This is a genomic window from Marinobacter iranensis, from assembly GCF_029207565.1.
Classification (GTDB): Bacteria; Pseudomonadota; Gammaproteobacteria; order Pseudomonadales; family Oleiphilaceae; genus Marinobacter; species Marinobacter iranensis.
Genome location: NZ_JANCMW010000006.1, coordinates 201,900 through 224,449 on the forward strand (window position 1 = coordinate 201,900; position 22,550 = coordinate 224,449).

Sequence of the window (22,550 nt, forward strand, 5' to 3'; positions counted from 1 at the left end):
AGAATCATCCTTCCAGTGCGCTGGCGTAGCGATTGGCTACCCAGTTGTGAAAATGGTGTGTCGGGCCGTCCAGCACCGGTGAGAACACACCGCCCTGGAAACCAGGTGATCGACGACCCACCTGCATTCCCTCAACGGCAAAGACATCCTCACCGAACACCACACGCCAGGCTTCGATCTGTGAATGTCGGCATGCCGCGTATTCGTCGCCACACGCCTCTTCACCCACATAGAACACACGCAGGTTTTCCAGCGTCCGGTCGTGGGATTTCGGCTCCAGAATAATGGCGAAAAAGTGGTCTGCCTGGAGGCCGAGCAGAACATTCGGATAGAGCGAAATGTACTCTGCCTGGCGCAGTCGATCCTGCGGCCAGGACGGGAAGCGTGGCAAATGGGTGCCCGCCACATCAGACAGGTTGTAGGTGTGGCTGCCCTGACCGGACATGTTGTCGCCCACCACCAGGTTGTAGTGTTGGTCCAGCGGCGAGTATGTGTTCAGGCTGGGATGGACCCACGGCAAGTGATAGGACTCGCAATAGTTTTCCACCGCCAGTTTCCAGTTGCACAGCACTTCCAGCTGCATCTGGCTGCCGGTGGGCGCAATGTGCAGGTTGTCCCAGCCGTCCTTGCCGCAAAGATCACTCCAACGCTCTTTCAACGGTTCAATATAGGTTTCAAAATCGACCGCATCCCCGGAAAGGTTGATAAACACCATCCCTGCCCAGACGTGCGAGCGGACCTCACGCAACCCATGCTTTTCGCACACAAAACCTTCCGCTTTGTGCTTGCCGTACCCCCCAATATGCGGAGTACCTTTCAAGTTGCCATTCAGATCGTAGGTCCATGAGTGGTAAGGGCAGCGCACCATGCCTTCCACTTCGGTTTCTTTGGTCAGAAGAATCATTCCCCGGTGGCTGCAGACATTGTGGAAAACCTTGAACTCACCGTCACGGTTACGCATGATCGCCAGAGGCAAGCCCATGAACTCGTAGGGTTTGGCGAAACCATCCATCGGCAGGTCACTGGTAAATCCAAGTGCTGCCCAGCCTTTTCCCAACACCTCATCCCGCTCCAGTTCATACAGTGAGGCGTCGTCATAAACGGCGTTGGGCATACCGGACGCTTCGGCAAGCGGTTTGCGGACATTATCAAGTGCTGTTGCTGGAATCAGACGCGTTGTTGTTGTCATGGCATTTCTCCTCTCTCGATCTCTGACGATCTCTCGTGACCCTGTCAGGGCTACCAGCAGCACATTGACCTGACTCAGTGACTACAGGTCGTAGCTGTATGAGGAGCGATAGTAAGGATGGCGAACTTTTTCGGCAAACGACTTTTAAGCCGCCTGTTCATGACAAAATCTCATGACTTGAGGCACAAAAACTCGTTTGACCCATGTCAATTAATTGATGAGGATTGCATCCACTATCCCGACCTTTGCCCAAGAAAAATAACGGACGGCGCGCGGATCGATGATTAGAATAGAGGAAAGTGACGATAGGCAGGGCAACGAGGAAGCGTCAGGGTCTAACCAGCTTTCGACGGCTACCCAGGCCCACTAATAACAAGCATCAACATTGCCAGAGAGAAACCGGTGAAAATAAAACCCTTACCTCCTCTTAACAGCCTCGTGGCTTTCGAGTCGGCCGCGCGCAATATGAGTTTCACTCAGGCAGCCTCCGAACTGAGCGTGACCCAGGGTGCTGTAAGCCGGCAAATCCGGCACCTTGAGGAATACCTGGGCCGCGCACTCTTCGTCAGGGACAAGCGTCAGTTGGGGCTAACGCAAACCGGTACGGATTACTACGCCAGTGTGCAACAGTCGCTGCAGGTGTTGGCCGACACGACAAGCGATATCCTGCAATGGCGGTCAAACAAGCAGATCACAGTGGCAACCTCTAACGCGATGGCCTCGCTCTGGCTGCTGCCGAGACTGCCGAAGTTCCAGGACCTGCATCCACATATCGACGTCCGAATTCTGGCAACGGATTCTCTGAAGGGTGTCCGTAGTTCAGAATACGATATTGCCCTGTTCTACTACCGGAAAGCCCCAACAGGAACCTCTGTAACCCCTCTGTTTCGTGAACGGGTCTACCCCGTTTGTAGCCCGGCCTTCCTGGAACGCCAGACTGTGGACACTCCAGAGCAGGTGCTTGGTACAACTCAACTCTGGCTGGACTCCAATGAAAACTGGCTGACCTGGAAAGAATGGTTTCGCTCGGCCGGGCTGGAACAGATTAAGCCTCGCCGCCAGCTCAATCTGAACAACTATCCGATGCTGATACAGGCAGCGTTGAATGGTCAGGGTATCGCACTTGGCTGGCAACAACTGGTCGAACAATATCTGGACAATGGCGTGCTCGTGCGTCCCGTGCCAACGGAATTGAACACCGAGGCGCACTTTTACATGCTTGAGCCAGAGGAGCAGGCCAGAAGAAAACCTGGTGTAGAGGAGTTTCGTGACTGGCTGCTTGAGCACGTCAGGGAAGACCCATCCTATTCGGGTGAAACGTCTGCCACCACCAGTCTGTCTGCGCAATCGGGCTAAGTATACTGACCAATTGCGAAATGTTCTTCGTTAAGCCAAGGGGCGTGAACAGCCAGATCAGGCACGATATCCTTTCGCAAAAGGGTTCGGGTGCTCTCCGCTACCTGCGAGGGGATATCGCCCATTTCCCCTTCTCTGGCCAATAAATACAGCTCGCGTGCATGACGGCTGGCGTCGAGTTCGATAAAGCGGACACCCTCTGTTCTGTACAACACCTGGGCAAGACAAAGCCCACTCAGTATTGCCCAGCCGTGCCCGTCCTGAACAAAGCTCATCAACGTATGAGTATCATCGGTTTCATACCGCACATTGGTCTGAAGCCGCATACGCCGCATAGTCACTTCGCTCAGAGCACCTATGTGCGTGTTGCGCCCGTAACGGATCAGTGGTTCAGACTGTAAAAGACTCTCGAGCCGCCCCCGACCACCATGATTCACCTCAGTCTTCACGCCTTCCAACATTGTGGTTGGTATCGCAGCCAGCATTGGATCACGGCAAAGCTGGACTCGCTCAAGCCCCTCTACATCATGCATCGGCTCACTGGAGACCAGAATGTCGATTTCACGATCCAGGAATGCCTGCATCAACGTTGGCGTCATACCACTGCGTAGTGCCAGCCGTTCGATCCGGCTACTCAGTCTTGCAATAAGCCTGCTGCCGAATACTTCCGAGCAGGACGTCACAAGCCCCAGACGACACTGAACCAGATTCATTTCCGCAGCAGATCTCAGTTGCACGTTTAACCGGCGCAGATCCGCAAGGATGGTGTCTGCACTGCGCTTCAGAACCTGCCCTGTTGCCGTGAGTTGTACCGGGCGCGTGCGACGGACGATCAATTCGGCGCCGACCATACCCTCAAGCTGTTTCAACGACTGGGAGATCGCTGACTGGGTGACCGACAGTCGATTGGCGGCATCCGTCAGGGACTGAGACTCGGCGATTGTTACAAACGTGCTCAGTAACTGAGTATCCAGAAGGTCCGGGTCCATTGTTAAAATTCACCATTTCATAAGTTATGCTAATTATATATATCATTTTTTCTTATTTTGACCGCCAAATGTAGATTATCTAATAGTTGAATCGAATAATCATTGTGTAACGCGAACAGGTCCGAACCATTGGACCTGGATACAGCAACACAACAATGAGCGATACAGGCAATGATTCTTCCCCAATACGATGGCCACTGCGGTTGGTACGAAGCCCTCGACAACGTTTCGGCGTTTCCCGAGCTGATAAGCAATGTGCGAGTGGATACCGTCGTCATTGGTGGCGGTTTCGTCGGTTGCGCAGCGGTGCGTCGACTGGCTGAAAACCGCCCCGACGAACGGTTCCTTCTCATCGAAGCGCTCAAAATCGGGCAAGGCGCGTCTGGCCGCAACTCGGGTTTTGTTATTGACCAGCCCCATAAACGGGACCTGGAATCGAATGACAACGATCTGAAGCGCAAACTGGTTCGCCTGAACCGTACCGCCATCGACTATCTGAAAACCCAGATCGACCAGTACGGCATTGACTGCCAGTGGTCCCCTGCCGGTAAATATCAGGCCGCCGTGGGCACGCGAGGAGAGAAGTTCCTCAGCCATTACGAAGAACTGCTGAAAGGCTTTGGCGAGACCTACGAGAGAATCCCGCGCGAACGGATCAAGTCAGTCTTCGGAACAGACTTCTACAGCTCTGCGATTTTCACGCCGGGTGGTGCTCTCATGCAGCCGGCGGCGTTGATGCGCGGCCTGGCGGATAACATGCCTGACAACGTGCAGATCGCAGAGAACACGGCGGTTACTGAAATCACCCGGACGGAATGCGGGTTTCTGTTGAAAACCGGCAAATCCAGCATCAAATGCCGCAAACTGATACTGGGTACGAATATCTTCACCGCCGAACTCGGTTTCATGCGCGACCACATACTGCCGGTCATGACCTTCGCCAGCATGACCAAGCCCCTGACGGATGATCAGATGAAACGCTATGGCGGGCAGCTCGATTGGGGAATCACACCAGCGGACCACGCCGGCACGACGGTCCGCATGACACAGGACCGGCGAACTATTATACGTAATTCCTACCGTTACGCTCACGATTACAATACGCCTCAGGAACTTTTGCCAGGCCTTGGGCTGCGGCACAGGAAAGCGTTTGATGCGCGCTACCCGCAACTCAAGGATGTGGAATTCGAGTACACCTGGGGCGGAGCCAGCGGCTTGTCAGGTAACTTCGAGACCTACTTTGGGCAAATAGAACCGGGGATCTACCTGTCTTGCTGCGACCAGAGCGTCGGCGCCGCCCGGGGCACCGTATCCGGGATGATGCTGGCAGACATGGCGTGCGGAAAAAAAAGCGAACTGCTGTCCGACATGGTTGAAGTATCAGGTGCCCCTTCTCGACTCCCGCCGAAACCGTTACTGCGGGTGGGCGTGCCTTTGCGCATGGCGATGGCGCGATTTGCCAGTCGTTCAGAAGTCTGAAATCCCGATCCGAAACACAAAGGAGACCCCCTTGGCCGCAACACTGATTCGCCACAGGGTGTGAATAACTACAAAAAACGGATAGGGATGTTCATTAACCGGATATTTGACCATGCCTGAATAACCGATAGTTCAATTGCCAAACAACAAGGAGAAGGCAAATGAACTATCGACACTCACTATTGGCGCTGGCGATCGCATCCGGTCTCAGCGCTACTCCCGCCGCTCACGCCCTCGAACTCGGCGAGTTCAACGACACCAAATTCAGCATCGGTGGTTTTTTCAAGGCCGAAGCCATCTATGAAAAGGTGGACGAGGGGGATTCCCGCATTTTCGGTCGCTCAAACCAGTCCCGCGTTAACCTCAAGGCCGTTACCCAGAAGGAAGGCCACACGATTGTTGGCTTTGTGGAAGGCGACTTTTACGGCGGTACCTACCCGGGCGAGAACAACGATCTGCGGCTTCGCCACGCATTCATCAAGGTTGACCAGACCACTGTAGGGCAAACCTGGACCGGCCAGTTCTGGGCGGTTGCCTATCACGATTACCTGGATTTCCTGGGCGGGCCACGCGGCACCCTGGGTGGGTTCAACTTCCGCACCAACCTGATCAGCCATGAGGTGGCCGGCTTCCGCCTTACCGCCCAGGACCCGGTCAACAACGACGCGGACACCCCCGATCTCGCCGTCAACTACAACCTGAATCTCGACGGCGGTCACCGTGTTATCCTCACCGCATCCGGCCGCGAAGTTGAAAACGGTGACTTTGTGGGTGGTGGTGCCATTGGCTCAAAGTTCATGATCGGACCACACAGTTTTAACCTGAACGCCCACTACGGCGAGGGGCTTGGCGCGTTCACCGGTGTTGGCGTGAACAACAGTTTGGCGTCGCCGGATGTTGAGAACGGCGATGCTGTTAGTCAAGTGGGTTTTGACGTCGGCTTCCGCTACGTCATCAATAACGATTGGCGGGCAAACGTGGCCTACACAGCCGTTGAGGTGGATGACAACGCCGACACCAACTACGAAGCCCATCGCGTCAACCTGATCCACAACATTACCCGGGATCTGGAAGCCGGGATAGAATGGCGCAAATACAACCTCGCCTTCGGCCCACTGTTGCCGGAAGGCCAGCAGGTTGAGGTCATGGCCAAATACAAATTCTGATCCGGACCTTCAGAATTGGTATCCTTGCCAACAACCCGCAAAGCAGGCGCCCAACGTCTCCAGGGCGCCTGCTTTCCGCTGGTAAACGGCAGCACCAGTCAATTGCAAACGGTAACTTCCATGGCAGAAGAAGGCCCCAAGCGGCAGGGAATCGGTTCGCTGGAAATCGGATTACACATCCTCAACTACATTTCTACAGCACCCAAACCACCCACCCTCAAGGAGCTGTCAGGGGCGCTGGACCTCTCACCGAGCCGCGCCCATAAATACCTGGTCAGTCTGTTGAGAGAGGGGTACATCAATCAGGTGAATCACACCCAGTACACCCTGGGTAATTCCAGCCTGACCCTGGGCATTTCCGCGCTACGGCGCATCAACCCCATTCAGTTGAGTTACGAGGCCGTGGACCGGCTCAATGAGGAAACGGACAAAACCGTGTCTGTCACCGTCTGGAACGGCAACGGACCACTGATTATCAAGTGGTTGGATTCAAGCCAGCCCATCTCGGTAAACGTTCGGCTGGGCGCCGAATTATCTCCACTGAACTCTGCATCCGGAAGAATCTATCTCGCCCATCTGCCGACGAAACGGCGCAAGGAACTGGTGGACCAGTATTACAGGAACTCGAAGTCACTCCCCAAACACCGGGGCAAACCCGTCACCCGGGAAGAGCTGCAACCCCACCTGGAAGCCATTAAACGGGACAACTATTGCGCGTTTTTCAGCGATTACCTACCCGAGATCAATGTGCTCAGCCGCCCTGTATTCGATATCAACGGCAGCATTGTCACCGTCATCACCCTGTTGGGTCTTGATCGGGACACCGACATCAGCGAAGGCTCATTCCTGTTCGAACAGGTTCGGGAATGCAGTGACCGGGTAACGCGGCAGATTTGCGGGCAACAACGAGAGGGCAATGGCCGGGATTAACCGGCCATTCGCATGGTTTCAGAGGGTAGTTCACCGAAGGTTTTACGATAGTCCGACGAAAACCGGCCCAGATGGCTGAAGCCATAATCCAGCGCAATCTCGGTCACGTTCCGGCACTTACCCTGCAGCAGGTCTTCCCGCAACTTCTGAAGCTTCAACTGTTTGATGTAACACTTTGGCGTGGTAGCGAAGGCCTTGGAGAACGCGTTGTAGATGGACCTTACGCTCATATTGGAAACTGAGGAAAGTTCTTCAATATCCATATTGCGATGCACATTCTGTTCAATGTAGCGGAGCATCTTACCCAGTGAGGGCGTACAGGCCGGCCCGTTTTCCTGGCAGGACCAGTTGCTGGGGAATACCTTCAGGAATTTCTTGAGGATGATTTCCCGATACGGGGCACAGACCGGGTTTATGTCCTCGTCCCCAGCATCATCAAGCTCGGAGAACACAGCTTCCATGATATTGATCAGTGCGGGGCACAACCGGAGCTCCACAGGCGCCCGGGTGAAACGAATCCCGTTTTCCGGCAAGCGACCATGGGACAGTTCACGGGCATTGTTCAAAACATGTTCTGGAACCTTGATGATCAGCTTTTCGCAGTCTTCCGAATACTCCAGGTCAATTTTCTCATAGGGGTTCACCATCACTGCCTGACCACTGCGAACCTTCATGCGCTCGCCCGCCTGATGCCAGACACACTCACCCCGCGTCACAACCTGGAAATGGTAAATGGATTCCAACTCGGGACTCTTCACCCGAACGTGGTTACCGTAACTGATTTGCGACAAACCAAACCCGGCAAATTCCCTGAAGCTGAGACTGGACTTCCGTTTCTGCTCGCCAATCATTTCCAGGCGATGCTGCCCGATATGCCGGTTAACGAACGATGACACCTCTTCCGGATGTGCCCCCTGAAGGACGGTAGCGCCCGCAAGTGATTGACCAAACATCTCACGCCTCATTTACTTATTGTTAATGCGTTCACTCTATATAAATTTAGTTGGTCAATCAACAACCAGTTAATCGGCACCCCAGTAAAACATGCCAGACTGTTTCCCAAGGATCGTTGCTGATATATGGGTGTCGCTGGGCTTGTTCGCCAGTCCGTAACATACATGCAGCGGCAGAAGGTGCTCCTCGCGGGGATGACAGAACCGGGCGTGGGGCGCACGATCCCAATGCAGTAGCCGCTCGCTACGCTCAGCCTCCTTCAGAGCCGGGTCACAGCATGTCTCTTCCAGCCAATCTTCAAAGGCCCGGTTACGGGCCTGAACCTCTGGCGTATTCGGCGCAAAAAACGCCCGCATGTTATGGAAAGAGAAACCGGATCCGATCACCAGCAAGTTCTTGTACTCCAAAGCCTGTAACGCTCGTCCAATGGCCAGATGCGTTGAGGCGTCCAGGTCTTTTACCAGTGAAAGCTGGATGCATGGAATGTCCGCAGAGGGGTACATCAGTTTGAGTGGTACAAACACACCGTGATCGAACCCCCGCTGGTGATCAAGCTGCACCGGAATCCCGGCCTTCTCCAACGCCTCGTGCACCTGAACCGCCAGTGCAGGTTCACCGGGGCACGGATATTCAATTTCATAGGATTCCGGCGGAAAGCCGGAATAATCGTATATCAGTGGTGGATTGGTCCCGGCAGTGATCGTTGGTACCGCTTCCTCCCAGTGGGCGCTGATGACCAGTATTGCCGAGGGTTTACGCAGCTTGCCTGCGATCTCCTCGAGCCGCTCCACCATTTCTCTGTGGCCCGGGTCGCCTAGCAATGGCATTGGCCCGCCCCCGTGAGAGATAAACAGAACATCGGTATTGGCACTCATGGCGATTGCCCCTCCAGTAACGGTTTGGATTCCATCAATTAACGTCAGATTTCACTGGGCCCCGCCGGTACAATCCCGGTAGGGTTCAAGGCCTTGATGGAGTAATACCCTGCCTTGATGTGATCAAGGTTTACAGTGTTCAAGATACCCTCAAGCGCCAGAATCCGCTGCAGGTAGGCATGCAGGTGTGGCATGGCCTTCAGGGTATTGCGGTTGCATTTGAACAGTCCGTGGTAAGCGGCATCAAAGCGCACCAGGGTGACGAACAGGCGCACGTCGGTTTCTGTCATGCGGTCACCAAACAGATAGGTGCGCCCGTCCGCTAGCCGGGACTCCAACTCATCCAGTGCGGCAAACACCTTACCGTAAGCCTCTTCATAGGCCTCTTGGCTGGAAGCAAACCCGGCCTGATACACACCGTTGTTCAGGTCTGTGTAAAGATAGGCGTTCAGGGCATCGATGTCGGCGGCAAGGTCCTCCGGATAAAGATCCGGGCCCTGATTGACGATCCCCAAGAAAGCGCTATTGAGCATCCTGAGAATATCAGCGGACTCGTTATTGACGATGGTTCCGGTCTGCTTGTCCCAGAGTACCGGTACGGTGGCACGCCCGGAAATCTCCGGATCAGCACGGGTATACAGCTCATGCATGTAGCGTGCGCCATTGAGCGCATCCTCATCAGCGCCCGGGTAACCTCCGAACTGCCAGCCCTGATCAGTCAGCCGCGGATTGACAACCGTGACGCCAATGACGTCCTGCAACCCTTTCAGTTCGCGAGCCATCAGCGCCCGCGAAGCCCACGGACAGATATACGCCACATAGAGATGGTAACGCCCGGTCTCCGCCTTGAATCCACCAGCCCCGGTCGGGCCAGGGGCGCCATCCGGCGTAATCCAGTTCCGAAATGACGAGGTCTGGCGGATAAAGCGCCCCTCATCATCCTTCGCCTGCACCGGCTGCCAGTTATCTTTCCACTCACCATTCACCAGCATGATTCAGACTCCCTTGTGTAACACGTTGTCCAGCGAGAACCGTCCAGCACCCTGTACAACGAGGGCCAGCGAAACCACAAACAGGGTCAGGGCATACTCGTAACCGTTGTTGGCCATGAACAGACCATTGCCGATATGAACGGAGAATATCGCCACCAGCATGGTGAAGGCTGTCACCAAGGCCGCCGGACGTGTCAGCAGGCCCAGTACCAGCAGCAGACCACCAAAGAATTCGGCACCGCCGGCCAGCAAAGCCATCAGATAGCCCGGCTCCAGGCCGATGCTGGCCAGCCACTGCCCGGTGCCTTCCAGGCCATAGCCACCGAACCAGCCAAAGAGTTTTTGAGCACCGTGGGCCGCCAGAATCAGCCCGACCGGTACCCGCAGAATAAGCGCCGCATAACCGCCGCTGGAATTGAACAATGTCTGTGCAAATTTGGAGTTCATAATGATCACCTTGAATCTTTCTCTGTTGACGTTTCCTGAAGCCCCGCTCCAGATGATGTACTCACTGTACTATCAACTTTTATAAAGACTAAGATGACCAGTGTTGCTTAATTACCAACACAGTGTTGATAATTTGAAAGACCTACAGTCAAGAGGACAATCCAATGGACCGGATCGATGCCATGCACGCCTTCGTCACTGTGGTTAACGAAGGCAGCTTTACCCGGGCTGCCGAGCGGCTGGCGATGTCTCCACAGCTGGTCAGCAAGTACGTTTCCCAGCTTGAGCAACATCTTGGCGTACGTTTGCTCAATCGCACCACTCGCAAAATACATCTGACGGAGGCCGGCACACGCTATCAGCACCTTGCCCAGCAGGTACTTAACGATATCGACAACATGGAAAACCAGCTCGGTGACCTGCAAGGCCAGGCCCGGGGCGTTCTGAGAATCAGTGCACCGGTATCCTTTGCCATTCACCACATGGCCCCGCTGCTGAGCGAATTTCAGAAAGTCCATCCCGCCGTGGGGATCGATCTGCAACTGAACGACCGCAAAGTCGACATTGTGGAGGAAGGGTTCGATATAGCCCTGAGGATCGGCCACCTGAAGAGCTCATCACTCATCGCCAAACGGATTGCACCGGTAAGGCTGGTGCTGTGCGCCTCACCGGATTACCTGAAACAGCACGGTACGCCCGAACGACCTGAAGATCTCAGGAACCATCGTTACCTGCGCTATAGCTACATGGAGCTGGATGCTAACCACCCAGTATACCGATGGTTGCAAAACACGGATCGTGACAAAAACACAGAGATGGTCAGTAACAACGGCGATGTGCTCGTCGCTGCAGCGATAGCCGGGGCAGGTATCGCCCTGCAGCCTACGTTTATATCTGGCTCCGCCATCCGCCAGGGAAAGCTGCAAGTCGTCTTACCAGATCATGAGCCAGAGCCGATGGGGCTCTATGCGGTGTACGCCCACAGGCAGTTACTGGCGAGCAAGGTCCGCAGCTTTATTGACTTCATGGAGGGCTTTTTTGGCGATCCGCCCTACTGGGACCAGTTTGAATAACGGGGCAGAGCGGGGTGCAACCTCCTACTTTTTCAGCCATTTACAACATGAGACGCCAGAGTCTCTGCTAAGTGTTGAAGTTCATCCGCTTTTTCGAGCCCCTCAAGAAATCGTTTTGGTATACCACTCATACCAACTTGTGCACCCGTGAGAGTACCAGTGAGCATGGCTCGCACCTGATTTTGCCCCCCACCGTTCACCGCGTGTAGCACTGCAGACTCAAAATCGTCATGGAACAAGGAGGACAGGTAGTATGCCGCAGGGAGCTGATGGTAAATGGCACAAGGCATACCGTATACGAGCGAGACTTTCCAGGCCGGTTCAATTCGAATGTCAGGATCTGATGCAGCCGCAGCCATGAAAGAGGGGGTCAACAATGCATCGGGGGAGGCAAAACGACCCGCGCGTGGCGGATCAGGATCACCGGGGCGAGGTGGTTGCAGGTTGTCGCCAGTGACGGCATGAAACGGCAATTCACCGTTTTTAACTTGGGCCATCAATTTATCAGACACATCAGCATCCATGCTGTTTCCCTGAATCAGAAGTCCCAATAAAGCCCCAAACGCAACAGTCATTGATACCACGGTATCATCCACTTGGGTAAGAACCGTGTTATCGGTAATGGCAGCCGCCAGTTGCGCAGGTTGGAATGCATAACGGACAGCGATTGCAAGGGTTCGCTCGATAGCTTCAGTTGTATCAGCGTGTCCACCGGTTTGGCCCCAGGGCAAGTCCTGCTGAATCCGTTTACCCCAGGCGTCACGTATAGACTGGCTCGTATAGCCACCCGGCCCGCTTACGGGTGTTCCGTCAAGGAGAGGAAAGAGTTCCTGGTCCATTCGTCGGCAAAAATCTTTCTCATTGTAACCTTTGGCCTCAACCAGGGACCGCAGCATAAGAGTAAGAATAAAGCCGGCCTGTGATAGCTGACCGGCTTTCAGGCCATCATGGTATCTACCGGGTTTTGGATCGGTGTATCCGTCAATCCAATCACCATAATCCCTGCGTAATTCAGAAAGGTCGTAGTACCAATGCGGGCCCAGTGCAAGTGCGTCGCCGATAAAAGCGCCCATTATCGAACCTACGGCGCGATCCTTGGTTTCCGAAGGACTAATCATGATCCCTCCTTTGACTGCAATCTTGATATATCGACATTATCCTTTGGAACAAGATCAACTGACGTTACGACGATACCATATGGGTTTTAGTTGCTGTCCAGCTCCAGAGGTCGGCCCCTCTACTTATCCACCAACATTGACGTCTTGATAGTATTAAAGTTGCTGATCAGATTGAGCATCTCGTCCAGATCCTTCTTTTTGAAGTTCACACCGTCGGCCTTTGAAGCTCCGACGGTTTCAGGATATGCGGAGGTTCCACCCTTTTCGGTTTCGGAGGTGCTCTTCAACAATGTCACGCGAGCACTGGCCTCGCGCACGATGAGCACGTCGCAGAGGCTTGCATTACATAAGGCGGGTGCGTCGCCTGACAGGCCCGAACAGCTCGCTTTCTATTAACTGGGGGACATCGCGCCGCAATTCACCGGTACAAAAGGCTTGCCACACCGATGCGGTCCAACGTCCAGTGGTCCAACCGCTTGATTCCGGTGATACTGGGCCTGAGGATTCTCTTATAAATATGAAACTGGATTTGGATAAAAGCAATCTGCAAATACGGAGAGGAAATGAAACCTGAACACTTACCACCTTTGATGTGACACCACTTTACTCATGATTAAAATAACTACATATATTCCATATTATCGCATTCATCAAAAAAGACCTGCGCCCAATTCTTGATCAACTTCTAAATCACAGTAAAAAATACAATCCGAATGGTAAATTTAGCCATCCCGAAAACGCCCCAAAAACCCCATTTTGGCGCCGGGAGCGAAAATTCCTCATCTCAATATCGACCTACCCGCAGGTCCAACCCTTGATATTAACGAGAAGTTGCACGACTTCATTGCACTCAACTACGATACTATTGCATAGAGGGCGGCTATTAACCGTATTGAAAACATCGCTTTTCCCGCCAGCTTAGCTTTAATGTGGCACTGAAACTCAATGATCCCAGGGAACGGACCATGATCTTGCTCGCGATACTACTCTTTCTGTTCGGCCTTAGCCTTTTGATAGGGGGCGTGTGGCTTATTTCTCTCGGTGGGAGCTGGTATTACGCCCTTGCCGGGATAGTCCTGATCGTCATCGCATTGCTGGTGAAGTCCCGGCGCACGTTTGCCCAGATCCTCTACGCATTGTTACTGGTGGCTACCGCTATATGGGCCTACTGGGAAGCAGGATTCGACTGGTGGCCCCTGGCCTCCCGACTGGGCGTATTGCTGCTGCTGACCATCCCTTTGTTGATCCCGGCCCGCGGGGACGGCCGCCTGGGAGCCGTAACACTCGCTATCGCCTGGGTTGGCGTGGGCCTGTTTACGGTAGCGAGCATTCCCTATGATGCTCATCGCATTGAAGGAACGCTCAACACTGAGTCAGTCATCCAGAATCCCCGACTCGGGGAAGTGCCAGAGGGCGACTGGCTCAGCTACGGGCGCAGCAACCTCGGCCAGCGCTATTCACCGCTGGAACAGATAACCCCCGAAAACGTCCGCGAGCTGGAGCTGGCCTGGGAATACCAGACCGGTGATCGTAAAGGGCCCAAAGATGTTGGCGAGACCACCTACGAAGCCACCCCGTTGAAAGTAGGCAACACACTCTACCTGTGCACACCTCATAACTGGCTGGTGGCCCTGGATGCAGACACCGGAGAGGAACGGTGGGTTTACGACGCTCAAGTGCCGTTGGAAAGCCAGCGCCAGCACCAGACCTGCCGGGGCGTTTCCTACCTTCCTCCCAGTGGGGGCGGCGGTGATATCCCAGAGGTAAAAACCCTGCAGTCACCGGCAGAAAGCCAGGCCAGCGTGGAATGCGATTCCCAGCTTTTCCTGCCCACTTCCGATGCCAGGCTGTTGGCACTGGACCCGGTTACCGGCGCCCGCTGCGGCAATTTTGCGGACGACGGCTCGCTCAACCTGCTACACAACATGCCCCACAAGCAGGACGGCTTTTATTACTCCACCTCACCGCCGGTGGTCGCCAATGGTGTGGTAGTGGTCGCTGGAGCGGTCAATGACAACTACGCCATAAACTCGCCTTCTGGTGTTATTCGTGCCTACGACGTCAAGACCGGCGAACTGGTATGGAACTGGGACCCCGCCAATCCGGAACAGACGCAACCTATTGCCGAGAACGAAACCTACTCCACCAGTTCCCCCAACAGCTGGGCGGTCGCCAGTGCTGACGAAGAGCTGGGGCTGGTCTATTTTCCCATGGGAAATCGCACACCGGATCAGTTGGGCATGTACCGCACTCCGGAGGAAGAAAAATACTCCTCCTCGGTGGTCGCGCTCAGCCTGGAAACCGGGCAGGTAGAGTGGGTGCAACAGTTCGTCCACCACGATCTCTGGGATATGGATACCCCTGCCCAGCCCAGCCTTGTGAATATCCAGACTGAACAGGGCCTGCAACCAGGCCTGGTGGTACCCACCAAACAAGGGGATGTGTACGTGCTTAACCGGGAAACCGGCGAGCCGCTGATTCCTATCACGGAGCAGGCAGCGCCCCAGGGCACCATTGAGGGCGACAATGCAGCCCCGACCCAGCCGGTATCCGGGCTGAGCTTCCGTCCGCCGCCCCTGAAAGCATCCGATATGTGGGGTCCACGGCCATCGACCAGATGATCTGCCGCATCAAATTCCAGTCTCTGCGTTATGAAGGTATATACACCCCGCCTTCGGTACAGGGCACCCTCGTTTATCCGGGCAATTTTGGCGTCTTTAACTGGGGTGGCATTGCTGTGGATCCGGAACGCCAGGTGATGTTCGGCATGCCCCTGTACATGGCGTTTATCCAGCGACTGGTTCCAAAAGACGATAACACTCCCTTGGGGCCCACCAACCAGGGCGAGCAAGGCATGAATGAAAATGCGGGAGCGGAATATGCGGTAGAAATGATGCCGCTAATGTCGCCTCTGGACATCCCCTGCCAGCGCCCACCCTGGGGTTATGTGGCGGGGGCGGACCTGCGTACTGGTGAAATCGTATGGAAGCACAAGAACGGGACCGTTGAAGACATGGCGCCTATCCCGATCCCTCTGAAACTGGGCGTACCGGGCATCGGTGGGCCGATCATCACCCGCGGGGGTGTGGTCTTCCTTGCTGCTACCGTGGATAACTATCTTCGCGCCTACAACCTGACCGACGGCGAGGAGCTCTGGCGGGCCCGGTTGCCGGCAGGGGGGCAAGCCACGCCGATGACGTACCTGAACAGTCAGGGTGAGCAAATGGTGGTACAGGTTGCCGGTGGGCATGGCTCGATCGGGACCACCATCGGTGACTATGTACTGGCCTACAAACTGAAATAGGCACGTCTGCCCAGGGCCAGGGCTCGGGGCGGGCGTCAGCGCTTGACGCCCGCCTGCCTTCAGAAGTGAATAACCGACCGAATACTTTTACCCTCATGCATCAACTCAAACGCCTCGTTGATGTCCTCAAGGGGCATGTTGTGGGTAATGAACACATCCAGCGGGATGTCCCCTTTCTCGGCCTTTTCCACATAGCCCGGCAGTTCCGTGCGGCCTTTAACACCGCCGAAGGCAGAGCCTTTCCAGACCCGTCCGGTCACCAGTTGGAATGGGCGGGTACTGATTTCCTCACCAGCACCGGCCACGCCGATGATGATGGACTCACCCCAGCCCTTGTGGCAGCACTCCAGGGCTGAGCGCATGACATTGACGTTGCCGATACACTCGAAGGAGTAGTCCACACCGCCGTCGGTCATTTCAACGATGACTTCCTGGATCGGCTTGTCGTAGTCCTTGGGATTGACCACATCCGTAGCGCCCAGTTGTTTGGCGATGTCGAACTTGCCGGGATTGATATCGATGGCGATGATGCGGCTGGCCTTGGCCATAGTGGCACCAATAATGGCAGCCAGGCCGATACCACCGAGGCCGAAGATGGCCACCGTTGCACCTTCTTCCACCTTGGCGGTGTTCAGTACCGCACCAATGCCGGTGGTGACACCACAGCCCAACAGGCAGACTTTCTCCAGCGGTGCTTCCTTGGGAATTTTCGCCAGGGAGACTTCCGGCAGCACGGTGTATTCAGAGAAGGTGGAGCAACCCATGTAGTGGTAGATAGGCTCGCCTTTGTAGGAGAAACGGGAGGTGCCATCCGGCATCACGCCCTTGCCCTGAGTTTCGCGCACGGAACCACAGAGGTTGGTTTTGCCGGAGGTGCAGAATTTGCACTTGCCGCACTCGGCCGTGTACAGGGGAATCACGTGGTCGCCCACTTCCACCGACGTGACACCTTCGCCGACGGCCTCGACGATGCCGCCACCCTCATGGCCCAGGATGGCAGGGAAGTTACCCTCGGAATCGGCACCGGACAGCGTATAGGCATCGGTATGACACACGCCGGTGGCAACAATTCGCACCAGCACTTCCCCTTTCTGGGGCGGAGCAACGTCCACTTCCACAATTTCCAGCGGTTTATTGGGGGCAAACGCCACCGCAGCACGGGATTTAATCACTGGTCAGGCTCCTTGAAAAAAATGTCGGTTATCGGATTCAAACGGGTCTCAGGTTTCGCATGTTTGGCACATTCTAGACGACCGCCAGCATGCCTGCAGGGCCGTTTTACCACAACTTTAACATCAAGGACGATTTTGGGTTGGCTGTCATCGACACCTTTCCTCTGGGATACGACACCAGCGCTGATTCCTGCAGAGTCTGGCGGTCCAGTTTGAAATCCTCGGCAGTCTGGACTACTCCTTAACAATGTATCCGGAATAATTGCATTGGCTGGTTTCTCGTTATCGGCACGGAATTTCCGGATTTACGACAAAGCACCGAATGCACCCATTAGGGGAGAGCATGCTCATGAGTCATAAATTTTCCCGCAGAAAGTTTCTAAGAAATTCCCTACTCGGCACTGGCGCAATGACACTTGGTTTCCCAGCGTTAAACGTCAGCGCCCAGGAGGCCAAAATTCGCTGTGGTGTCGTCACCTCACTATCAGGGGCAAATCGTTTTGGTGGTAACCTGACCCGCCGTGGCTACGATCTATGGGCCGAAGAAATCAACAAGCTTGGAGGCATAGAGATTGCGGGAACGCGATATCCCGTGGAAATGTTCTATGGTGATGCCCAGTCACAACCTGCTTCCGGTGCGGATGCCGCGGAACGGCTGATCATCCAGGACGAGGTCGACGTATTGTTCGGCCCCTATACCTCTGGCGTCACCCTCGCAGTGCAACCCATCAGCCAGAAATACAGGGTGCCGATGATTTCCGGATCCGCCGAGTCGCCGAATGTCTGGCTGGCAAAGCCGGCTTTCAATTTCGGGATGATTCCGGCGGTGGATCTCACCACCGACAAATCCATGGTGGTGTTGGCGGACACACTCGGCGACCGGGCAAAAACCGCTTCGGTGATCGGGGTTGATGAACCGTTTTCCAAGGAGACGGCGGAGGGCTTCCGCAAGGGTGTCGAGGAGTCAGGGCTGGACCTTCTGAGTTACGAGCTGTTTCCCGCCGAATCCGATCTCTCGGCCATTGTCTCCAAGCTCAAATCGACTAACCCGGATATCGTGGCTGTCGGGGGACACGAGAGTGTCTTTATTAACTTCGTGAATACGGCCAAGGCACTGAACTACAAGCCAAAAGCTCTCATCATGCATTACGGCGTAACATCCGCGGCGTTTATCAACGAAACCGGAAGCGAATCAAACGGCATTCTTGGCGTTTCCGTGTGGACCGCCGGATTACCCTACAAGGACGACCTGTTCGGCACTGCAAGCGACTACTCAGACCTGTCGTTTTCCAGATGGGGGACACGTCCGGATTACACCGAAGCGGCGTGTTCGGCCAGTGGCCTTGTACTACAGGACGCCGCACGCCGGCTCGGAAAAGCGCCACCCTGGAATCAGGACACCCGTGCGCAACTTGCCAAGGCCATTGAAGATACCGACATTGAAACCTTCTACGGTCCCGTGGGATTTGCCAAGGAAGGGAGTCATTACCACAACAATACCAAGCCCGTACCAGTTGTCATCCAAATCAAGAACGGTGATGTGGTGCCTGTGGCTCCGGAAAACGCGTCCAAGGGAGAGCTTACCTACCCAATCCCCGGCGCCTCCTGACATCGAGCCGGATATACAGTCGCCGACAGCTGCCCTCCCGAGGGGAAGGCTCTCGGCGGCGGTAACAACGCGTGGATGACGCCTGGATAAGGAGTACCGAGTTGGACCTTTTCCTGCAAACACTTGTAAACGGCATCCTGATCGGCGGTATCCTGATTTGTCTGACGATCGGGTTCCAGCTCACCTTCGGCGTGCTCCATGTGATCGACTTCGCCGTTGGGGGCTGGGCGATGCTTGGTGGCTATACCGCCTACTGGCTGGTAACCCTGGCCGGCATTGACCCTTTCATCAGTATTTTCCTGGTTTTTGCTCTGTTTCTGCTGATCGGTCGTGGACTGGGCCCTTTGATATACCGTGTCAGAACCAGCCGGTATGCCCGGCCGGACCTGATGGCACTGGCCTTTACGTTCGGCCTTTTCCTGTTCATGCGCGGGGGTGCCTTATGGCTCTGGTCCTATAACAGCCGCAGCGTCGAGTCGGTATTGTCGGGTCAGTTCCTGAGCCTGGGGCCGGTCACCATTCCCTTGATGCGGTTGTCCGCCTTTCTCATGGCCATGCTGTTCAGCCTTGGACTGTTTATCCTGCTCTACCGCAGCCGCTTTGGCATGGCCGTGAGGGCCCTGGCGCAGAACCGTGACCATGCCGGACTAATGGGTGTAGACGTAAAGCGGGTTTCCGCCTGGGTGTACGGCATATATACCGGTTTGACCGCATCCGCCGGAGTTCTGATCGCCACTATCTACTCCGTGAACCCGACCGTAGGTATTCGCTACACGCTCTTTGCATTCTTTGTTGCTGTGCTCGCCGGGCTCGGATCGGTTGGCGGCGTTCTGATCGCCGGCCTCGCTCTTGGTCTGCTTGAGGCCTATGTCGCCACCTATATTGGTGCCCGATATTCCTTACTGATTGTTTTCGGAACCCTGTACCTCGCCCTTCTGGTTGCACCCAAAGGAGTTCTGGGACGTGGCATCTAAACCTGTTCAAACCCCAAAGTTCATCGTCAGGGCGCTGCTGATCGGCGCCATTGTGATCGCCCTTGCGGTATTGCCGGCCTTTATTGACTCCTACACTCTGAGAATTGCCACCGGCGCACTGATGTGGGCAGGCTTGGCCTGTGCCTGGAACATTGTGGGTGGCTACGCCGGATATATCAGCTTCGGGCACTCGGCATTCTTCGGGATCGGTGCCTACACCACAGCCATCCTGATGCAGTCTGATTTTGGCGCGTCGTTCTTTGTTACCCTGCTACCGGCGATTATCCTGTCAATCGCCGTTGCTGTGGTCATTGGCGGTCCGACCATGCGGCTCCGGGGCGCCTATTTCGCCATTGCCACCTGGGCGTTCGCCGAAATGCTCATGCAACTGGTAACGGTACTGGATTTTACCGGTGGCACGGCCGGTCTCTCCCTGCCCGCCTACCTCAATGAGTTTTTCTTCTACTACACCATGCTGATCGCAGCGGCGGCCAGTTTCGTTGGCGTCTGGCTGCTAATCGAACACTCGCGCTTCGGATTCAGAATCAAGGCATTGCGGGATGATGAGCCGGCTGCCGAATCCCTGGGCATCCGGACAAACCTGGTTAAGGTCCAGTCTTTTGCACTCTCGGCAGCCATCACCGCGCTGTTCGGAAGCATCTACGCATACTGGACAACCTATATCGATCCACACTCTGTAATGGGGCCGCAGATAACTGACCAGATGGTCGTGATGGTGCTTCTCGGCGGGCTTGGAACCATCTGGGGCCCCGCCCTGGGCGGGGTATTGCTCTGGATCACCAATCGTTACATCTGGTCGACGTTCGGGGACACCGTCATATACCTCCCCATACTCGGCGTTATTATCGCGCTGGTGGTCCTGTTCCTGCCCAACGGGTTGATCAGCCTTCTTGTTGGCCGCCAGCGCGGCAAGGAACTGATTTCCAACATTCTCAGAAAATTCTAGGAGAAGGCCGTTGATGTCATCTGCATCCAGCAATGCCAAATCACCAGGCCATCCGCCACTGGCCATAGAATCGGTTGCCAAACACTTTGGTGGGATTACCGCGGTCGATGGCGTCTCCCTGTCCGCAGATGCAGGTGAAGTGGTTGGGGTCATTGGCCCCAATGGCAGCGGCAAGTCGACACTGTTCAACCTCGCAGCAGGCGGGCTGAAGCCTGACGCCGGGAAGGTGCGTTTGCAGGGAATCGACGTCACCGGCTGGCCCACCTGGAAAATTGCCCGTACGGGTATAAGCAGAACCTTTCAGATTCCTTCCCTGTTTATCAACATGACGGTCAGGGACAACTTGCTGGCAGCCGCCGTCGAAGGAGACTGGCAGCGTGCCCGTGACAGGATGGAAGATGCCCTGGAAATGCTGGAGATCAGCCACGTGGTCGATAACCTGGCTACGGAGCTCTCCGGCGGTCAACAGAAACTGGTGGAATTCGGACGGGTCTGCATGCGCGACCCGAAAGTGATTTTACTTGATGAAGTCACCGCAGGCGTGCACCCGAACATTCGCCAGATAATTCTGGGCGCCATACAGCGGTTGAGAAAAACCGGCATCACCTTTCTGGTTATTGAACATGATATGGAAATGGTAAAGGAGATCTGCGACCGGCTAGTGGTGATGGATCAGGGAAAAATCGTCGCGGAAGGCGACTTTGAAACCATTGCCAACGACACCAACGTTCGAAAAGCCTACCTGGGGCGCACATGAGCAACGAGTTGAGAGTCGACAACCTGGTTACCGGTTATGGCAAACAGGAGATAGTGCATGACATCACCGCTTCTGCCCTTCCGGGGCAGATAACCTGCATTTTTGGACCCAATGGCAGCGGCAAGTCCACGGTTATAAAGGCCATTGCCGGCCTCCTGCCCGCGTGGTCCGGACGGATAACCCTCGGGAACACGGAACTCACCGGATTACCGGTACACAGCATGGTGCGCAAAGGCATTGTGATGATGCCCCAGGGCGGGGGCGTGTTTCCGCGATTCACCGTCATGGAAAATCTCAGGATGGGAGGCTACGCGCTGAACAACAAGGATGTTGTTGAAGACCGAATTGAATCTTTGATTGCGGATTATCCGAACCTGCAGCGTCGCAGGAATACCCCCGCGGGCTCACTGTCAGGAGGAGAACAGATGATGGTGGCCATCGCCCGAGCCCTGGTTACGGACCCTGCGTTTGTGATGCTCGACGAGCCATCAGCCGGACTCTCGCCCGCCCTGGTCCACGAAACCATGGAACGAGTCGTCAGCTTGAAGGAGCGGGGGGTCGGCGTCATCATGGTGGAACAGAACATTCGTGAAGCCCTACCTGTCGCCGACAGTGTCTATATCTTTGCGGGTGGGCAGCGTAAATTTGCGGGTACACGCGAGGACATCAGGGATGACAACCATTTGATGTCAATCTATATGGGCGGCCAATGAACACCATGACCACACCACACCAGGCCCTGGCGCGAATCATCGATACCTGCCAACCGGCTACCCTTGTGGTCTGCGGCAAGGTTGCTGGCGAAGTGGGTGAGCATTGGTGCCGGCATCACGACGAATCCGCCATGACAACACTGGACACCAACGCCCCCAATGAGGCTTTCCCGCTACCCGAAACCCAGGATCTGGCACTGGTCACCGGCACACTGGAACATCTTAGCCACGAAGAGGGCCAGGTTCTGCTGGGCCAGCTTCGCAACTACGGCACGCACCAGATCGCCGTGGTGGTGGCAGACATCCCCGAGTGGTCATTCAAAGACTTCATCGGGCTGGGCTTTCGCCGCCAGGCGGAATTAAGAGAACAGAGCGACCCACTGACCCTCTACACCTACAATATCGACAGCTACAACCACAAACGCGCCTGGAACAACCCCGACAACTGGGCCAACCCGGAGATGTGGGACAAGGCCAGGTGGTAGC

At 55.4% G+C, this 22,550-nt stretch carries 20 protein-coding genes and 1 pseudogene; 12 read left to right on the top strand and 9 right to left on the bottom strand.

The annotated features are described in order from the left end of the window. Positions 1-4: 4 nt before the first annotated feature. On the bottom strand, positions 5-1,189 hold the full coding sequence (locus tag NLU14_RS11705) for an aromatic ring-hydroxylating oxygenase subunit alpha (RefSeq protein WP_275706671.1): 1,185 nt from the start codon (positions 1,187-1,189) through the stop codon (positions 5-7). Positions 1,190-1,591: 402 nt separating this feature from the next. On the opposite strand from NLU14_RS11705, the gene gcvA reads away from it, so the two are divergent. Continuing rightward, the gene (gene gcvA / locus NLU14_RS11710) at positions 1,592-2,545 is read left to right on the top strand and encodes a transcriptional regulator GcvA (protein WP_275706673.1); all 954 of its coding nucleotides are present in this window, start codon (positions 1,592-1,594) and stop codon (positions 2,543-2,545) included. Here gcvA and NLU14_RS11715 read toward each other — a convergent pair. Further along, positions 2,542-3,534, bottom strand: a complete 993-nt coding sequence (locus NLU14_RS11715; protein WP_275706675.1) for a LysR family transcriptional regulator — start codon at positions 3,532-3,534, stop codon at positions 2,542-2,544. The two genes, gcvA and NLU14_RS11715, sit on opposite strands and share 4 nt — an antisense overlap. Before the next feature lie 171 nt (positions 3,535-3,705). Here NLU14_RS11715 and NLU14_RS11720 point away from each other — a divergent pair, with 171 nt between their 5' ends. From NLU14_RS11720 to NLU14_RS11730, 3 genes are all read left to right on the top strand, one after another. Next, a complete protein-coding gene (locus tag NLU14_RS11720; RefSeq protein WP_275706677.1) occupies positions 3,706-5,013 on the top strand; it encodes an NAD(P)/FAD-dependent oxidoreductase in 1,308 nt (435 codons plus the stop codon). A gap of 161 nt (positions 5,014-5,174) precedes the next feature. Then, the gene (locus tag NLU14_RS11725; RefSeq protein ID WP_275706679.1) at positions 5,175-6,179 is read left to right on the top strand and encodes a porin; all 1,005 of its coding nucleotides are present in this window, start codon (positions 5,175-5,177) and stop codon (positions 6,177-6,179) included. A gap of 120 nt (positions 6,180-6,299) precedes the next feature. Next, positions 6,300-7,109, top strand: coding sequence for an IclR family transcriptional regulator (locus NLU14_RS11730; RefSeq protein ID WP_275706681.1), 810 nt, complete (start codon positions 6,300-6,302; stop codon positions 7,107-7,109). Here the strand turns inward: NLU14_RS11730 and NLU14_RS11735 are convergent. The 4 genes from NLU14_RS11735 to NLU14_RS11750 form a co-directional block, all read right to left on the bottom strand. Next, positions 7,106-8,062: an AraC family transcriptional regulator gene (locus NLU14_RS11735; RefSeq protein WP_275706683.1), complete on the bottom strand. Its 957-nt coding sequence runs from the start codon at positions 8,060-8,062 to the stop codon at positions 7,106-7,108. The genes NLU14_RS11730 and NLU14_RS11735 overlap by 4 nt on opposite strands. Positions 8,063-8,131: 69 nt before the next feature. Beyond that, positions 8,132-8,938 carry a DODA-type extradiol aromatic ring-opening family dioxygenase gene (locus NLU14_RS11740; RefSeq protein ID WP_275706685.1) on the bottom strand — a complete coding sequence of 269 codons (807 nt, stop codon included), beginning with the start codon at positions 8,936-8,938 and terminating at the stop codon, positions 8,132-8,134. A 44-nt stretch (positions 8,939-8,982) separates the two neighbouring features. After that, positions 8,983-9,930, bottom strand: coding sequence for a glutathione S-transferase family protein (locus tag NLU14_RS11745; protein ID WP_275706687.1), 948 nt, complete (start codon positions 9,928-9,930; stop codon positions 8,983-8,985). 3 nt (positions 9,931-9,933) lie between these two features. Beyond that, a complete protein-coding gene (locus NLU14_RS11750) occupies positions 9,934-10,377 on the bottom strand; it encodes a DoxX family protein (protein ID WP_275706689.1) in 444 nt (147 codons plus the stop codon). 164 nt (positions 10,378-10,541) lie between these two features. Here NLU14_RS11750 and NLU14_RS11755 point away from each other — a divergent pair, with 164 nt between their 5' ends. Beyond that, the gene (locus NLU14_RS11755; protein WP_275706692.1) at positions 10,542-11,450 is read left to right on the top strand and encodes a LysR family transcriptional regulator; all 909 of its coding nucleotides are present in this window, start codon (positions 10,542-10,544) and stop codon (positions 11,448-11,450) included. Positions 11,451-11,482: 32 nt separating this feature from the next. On the opposite strand, the gene NLU14_RS11760 is transcribed toward NLU14_RS11755, so the two are convergent. Further along, positions 11,483-12,568, bottom strand: a complete 1,086-nt coding sequence (locus NLU14_RS11760; RefSeq protein WP_275706695.1) for an ADP-ribosylglycohydrolase family protein — start codon at positions 12,566-12,568, stop codon at positions 11,483-11,485. A gap of 119 nt (positions 12,569-12,687) precedes the next feature. Then, positions 12,688-12,885, bottom strand: coding sequence for a hypothetical protein (locus tag NLU14_RS11765; protein WP_275706698.1), 198 nt, complete (start codon positions 12,883-12,885; stop codon positions 12,688-12,690). 648 nt (positions 12,886-13,533) lie between these two features. On the opposite strand from NLU14_RS11765, the pseudogene NLU14_RS11770 reads away from it, so the two are divergent. Next, positions 13,534-15,872: pseudogene (locus tag NLU14_RS11770) on the top strand (glucose/quinate/shikimate family membrane-bound PQQ-dependent dehydrogenase). A 59-nt stretch (positions 15,873-15,931) separates the two neighbouring features. Here NLU14_RS11770 and NLU14_RS11775 read toward each other — a convergent pair. Then, complete coding sequence (locus NLU14_RS11775; RefSeq protein ID WP_275706700.1) at positions 15,932-17,044, bottom strand: S-(hydroxymethyl)glutathione dehydrogenase/class III alcohol dehydrogenase; 1,113 nt, start codon at positions 17,042-17,044, stop codon at positions 15,932-15,934. A gap of 409 nt (positions 17,045-17,453) precedes the next feature. Between NLU14_RS11775 and NLU14_RS11780 the strand changes: the two genes are divergently transcribed. The 6 genes from NLU14_RS11780 (at position 17,454) to NLU14_RS11805 (ending at position 22,549) form a co-directional block, all read left to right on the top strand. Next, positions 17,454-18,653 carry an amino acid ABC transporter substrate-binding protein gene (locus tag NLU14_RS11780; RefSeq protein ID WP_275706702.1) on the top strand — a complete coding sequence of 400 codons (1,200 nt, stop codon included), beginning with the start codon at positions 17,454-17,456 and terminating at the stop codon, positions 18,651-18,653. Positions 18,654-18,754: 101 nt separating this feature from the next. After that, positions 18,755-19,627, top strand: coding sequence for a branched-chain amino acid ABC transporter permease (locus NLU14_RS11785; RefSeq protein ID WP_275706704.1), 873 nt, complete (start codon positions 18,755-18,757; stop codon positions 19,625-19,627). Then, positions 19,617-20,594, top strand: coding sequence for a branched-chain amino acid ABC transporter permease (locus tag NLU14_RS11790; RefSeq protein ID WP_275706706.1), 978 nt, complete (start codon positions 19,617-19,619; stop codon positions 20,592-20,594). Before NLU14_RS11785 ends, NLU14_RS11790 begins: the two co-directional genes overlap by 11 nt. Positions 20,595-20,607: 13 nt before the next feature. Beyond that, entirely contained in the window at positions 20,608-21,351 is a 744-nt protein-coding gene (locus NLU14_RS11795) for an ABC transporter ATP-binding protein (protein WP_275706708.1), read from the top strand. After that, positions 21,348-22,064, top strand: a complete 717-nt coding sequence (locus NLU14_RS11800; protein WP_275706710.1) for an ABC transporter ATP-binding protein — start codon at positions 21,348-21,350, stop codon at positions 22,062-22,064. Before NLU14_RS11795 ends, NLU14_RS11800 begins: the two co-directional genes overlap by 4 nt. Then, the gene (locus tag NLU14_RS11805; protein WP_275706712.1) at positions 22,061-22,549 is read left to right on the top strand and encodes a DUF6231 family protein; all 489 of its coding nucleotides are present in this window, start codon (positions 22,061-22,063) and stop codon (positions 22,547-22,549) included. Before NLU14_RS11800 ends, NLU14_RS11805 begins: the two co-directional genes overlap by 4 nt. Position 22,550 lies beyond the last annotated feature (1 nt).

Excerpts from the sequence above, each read along its gene's own strand:
- NLU14_RS11735 (WP_275706683.1), bottom strand. The coding sequence starts at position 8,062 with ATGTTTGGTCAATCACTTGCGGGCGCTACCGTCCTTCAGGGGGCACAT.
- NLU14_RS11705 (WP_275706671.1), bottom strand. The coding sequence starts at position 1,189 with ATGACAACAACAACGCGTCTGATTCCAGCAACAGCACTTGATAATGTC.
- NLU14_RS11750 (WP_275706689.1), bottom strand. The coding sequence starts at position 10,377 with ATGAACTCCAAATTTGCACAGACATTGTTCAATTCCAGCGGCGGTTAT.
- NLU14_RS11800 (WP_275706710.1), top strand. The coding sequence starts at position 21,348 with ATGAGCAACGAGTTGAGAGTCGACAACCTGGTTACCGGTTATGGCAAA.
- NLU14_RS11715 (WP_275706675.1), bottom strand. The coding sequence starts at position 3,534 with ATGGACCCGGACCTTCTGGATACTCAGTTACTGAGCACGTTTGTAACA.
- NLU14_RS11720 (WP_275706677.1), top strand. The coding sequence starts at position 3,706 with ATGATTCTTCCCCAATACGATGGCCACTGCGGTTGGTACGAAGCCCTC.
- NLU14_RS11805 (WP_275706712.1), top strand. The coding sequence starts at position 22,061 with ATGAACACCATGACCACACCACACCAGGCCCTGGCGCGAATCATCGAT.
- NLU14_RS11760 (WP_275706695.1), bottom strand. The coding sequence starts at position 12,568 with ATGATTAGTCCTTCGGAAACCAAGGATCGCGCCGTAGGTTCGATAATG.
- NLU14_RS11795 (WP_275706708.1), top strand. The coding sequence starts at position 20,608 with ATGTCATCTGCATCCAGCAATGCCAAATCACCAGGCCATCCGCCACTG.
- NLU14_RS11755 (WP_275706692.1), top strand. The coding sequence starts at position 10,542 with ATGGACCGGATCGATGCCATGCACGCCTTCGTCACTGTGGTTAACGAA.
- NLU14_RS11745 (WP_275706687.1), bottom strand. The coding sequence starts at position 9,930 with ATGCTGGTGAATGGTGAGTGGAAAGATAACTGGCAGCCGGTGCAGGCG.
- NLU14_RS11780 (WP_275706702.1), top strand. The coding sequence starts at position 17,454 with ATGACACTTGGTTTCCCAGCGTTAAACGTCAGCGCCCAGGAGGCCAAA.
- NLU14_RS11730 (WP_275706681.1), top strand. The coding sequence starts at position 6,300 with ATGGCAGAAGAAGGCCCCAAGCGGCAGGGAATCGGTTCGCTGGAAATC.
- NLU14_RS11725 (WP_275706679.1), top strand. The coding sequence starts at position 5,175 with ATGAACTATCGACACTCACTATTGGCGCTGGCGATCGCATCCGGTCTC.
- NLU14_RS11740 (WP_275706685.1), bottom strand. The coding sequence starts at position 8,938 with ATGAGTGCCAATACCGATGTTCTGTTTATCTCTCACGGGGGCGGGCCA.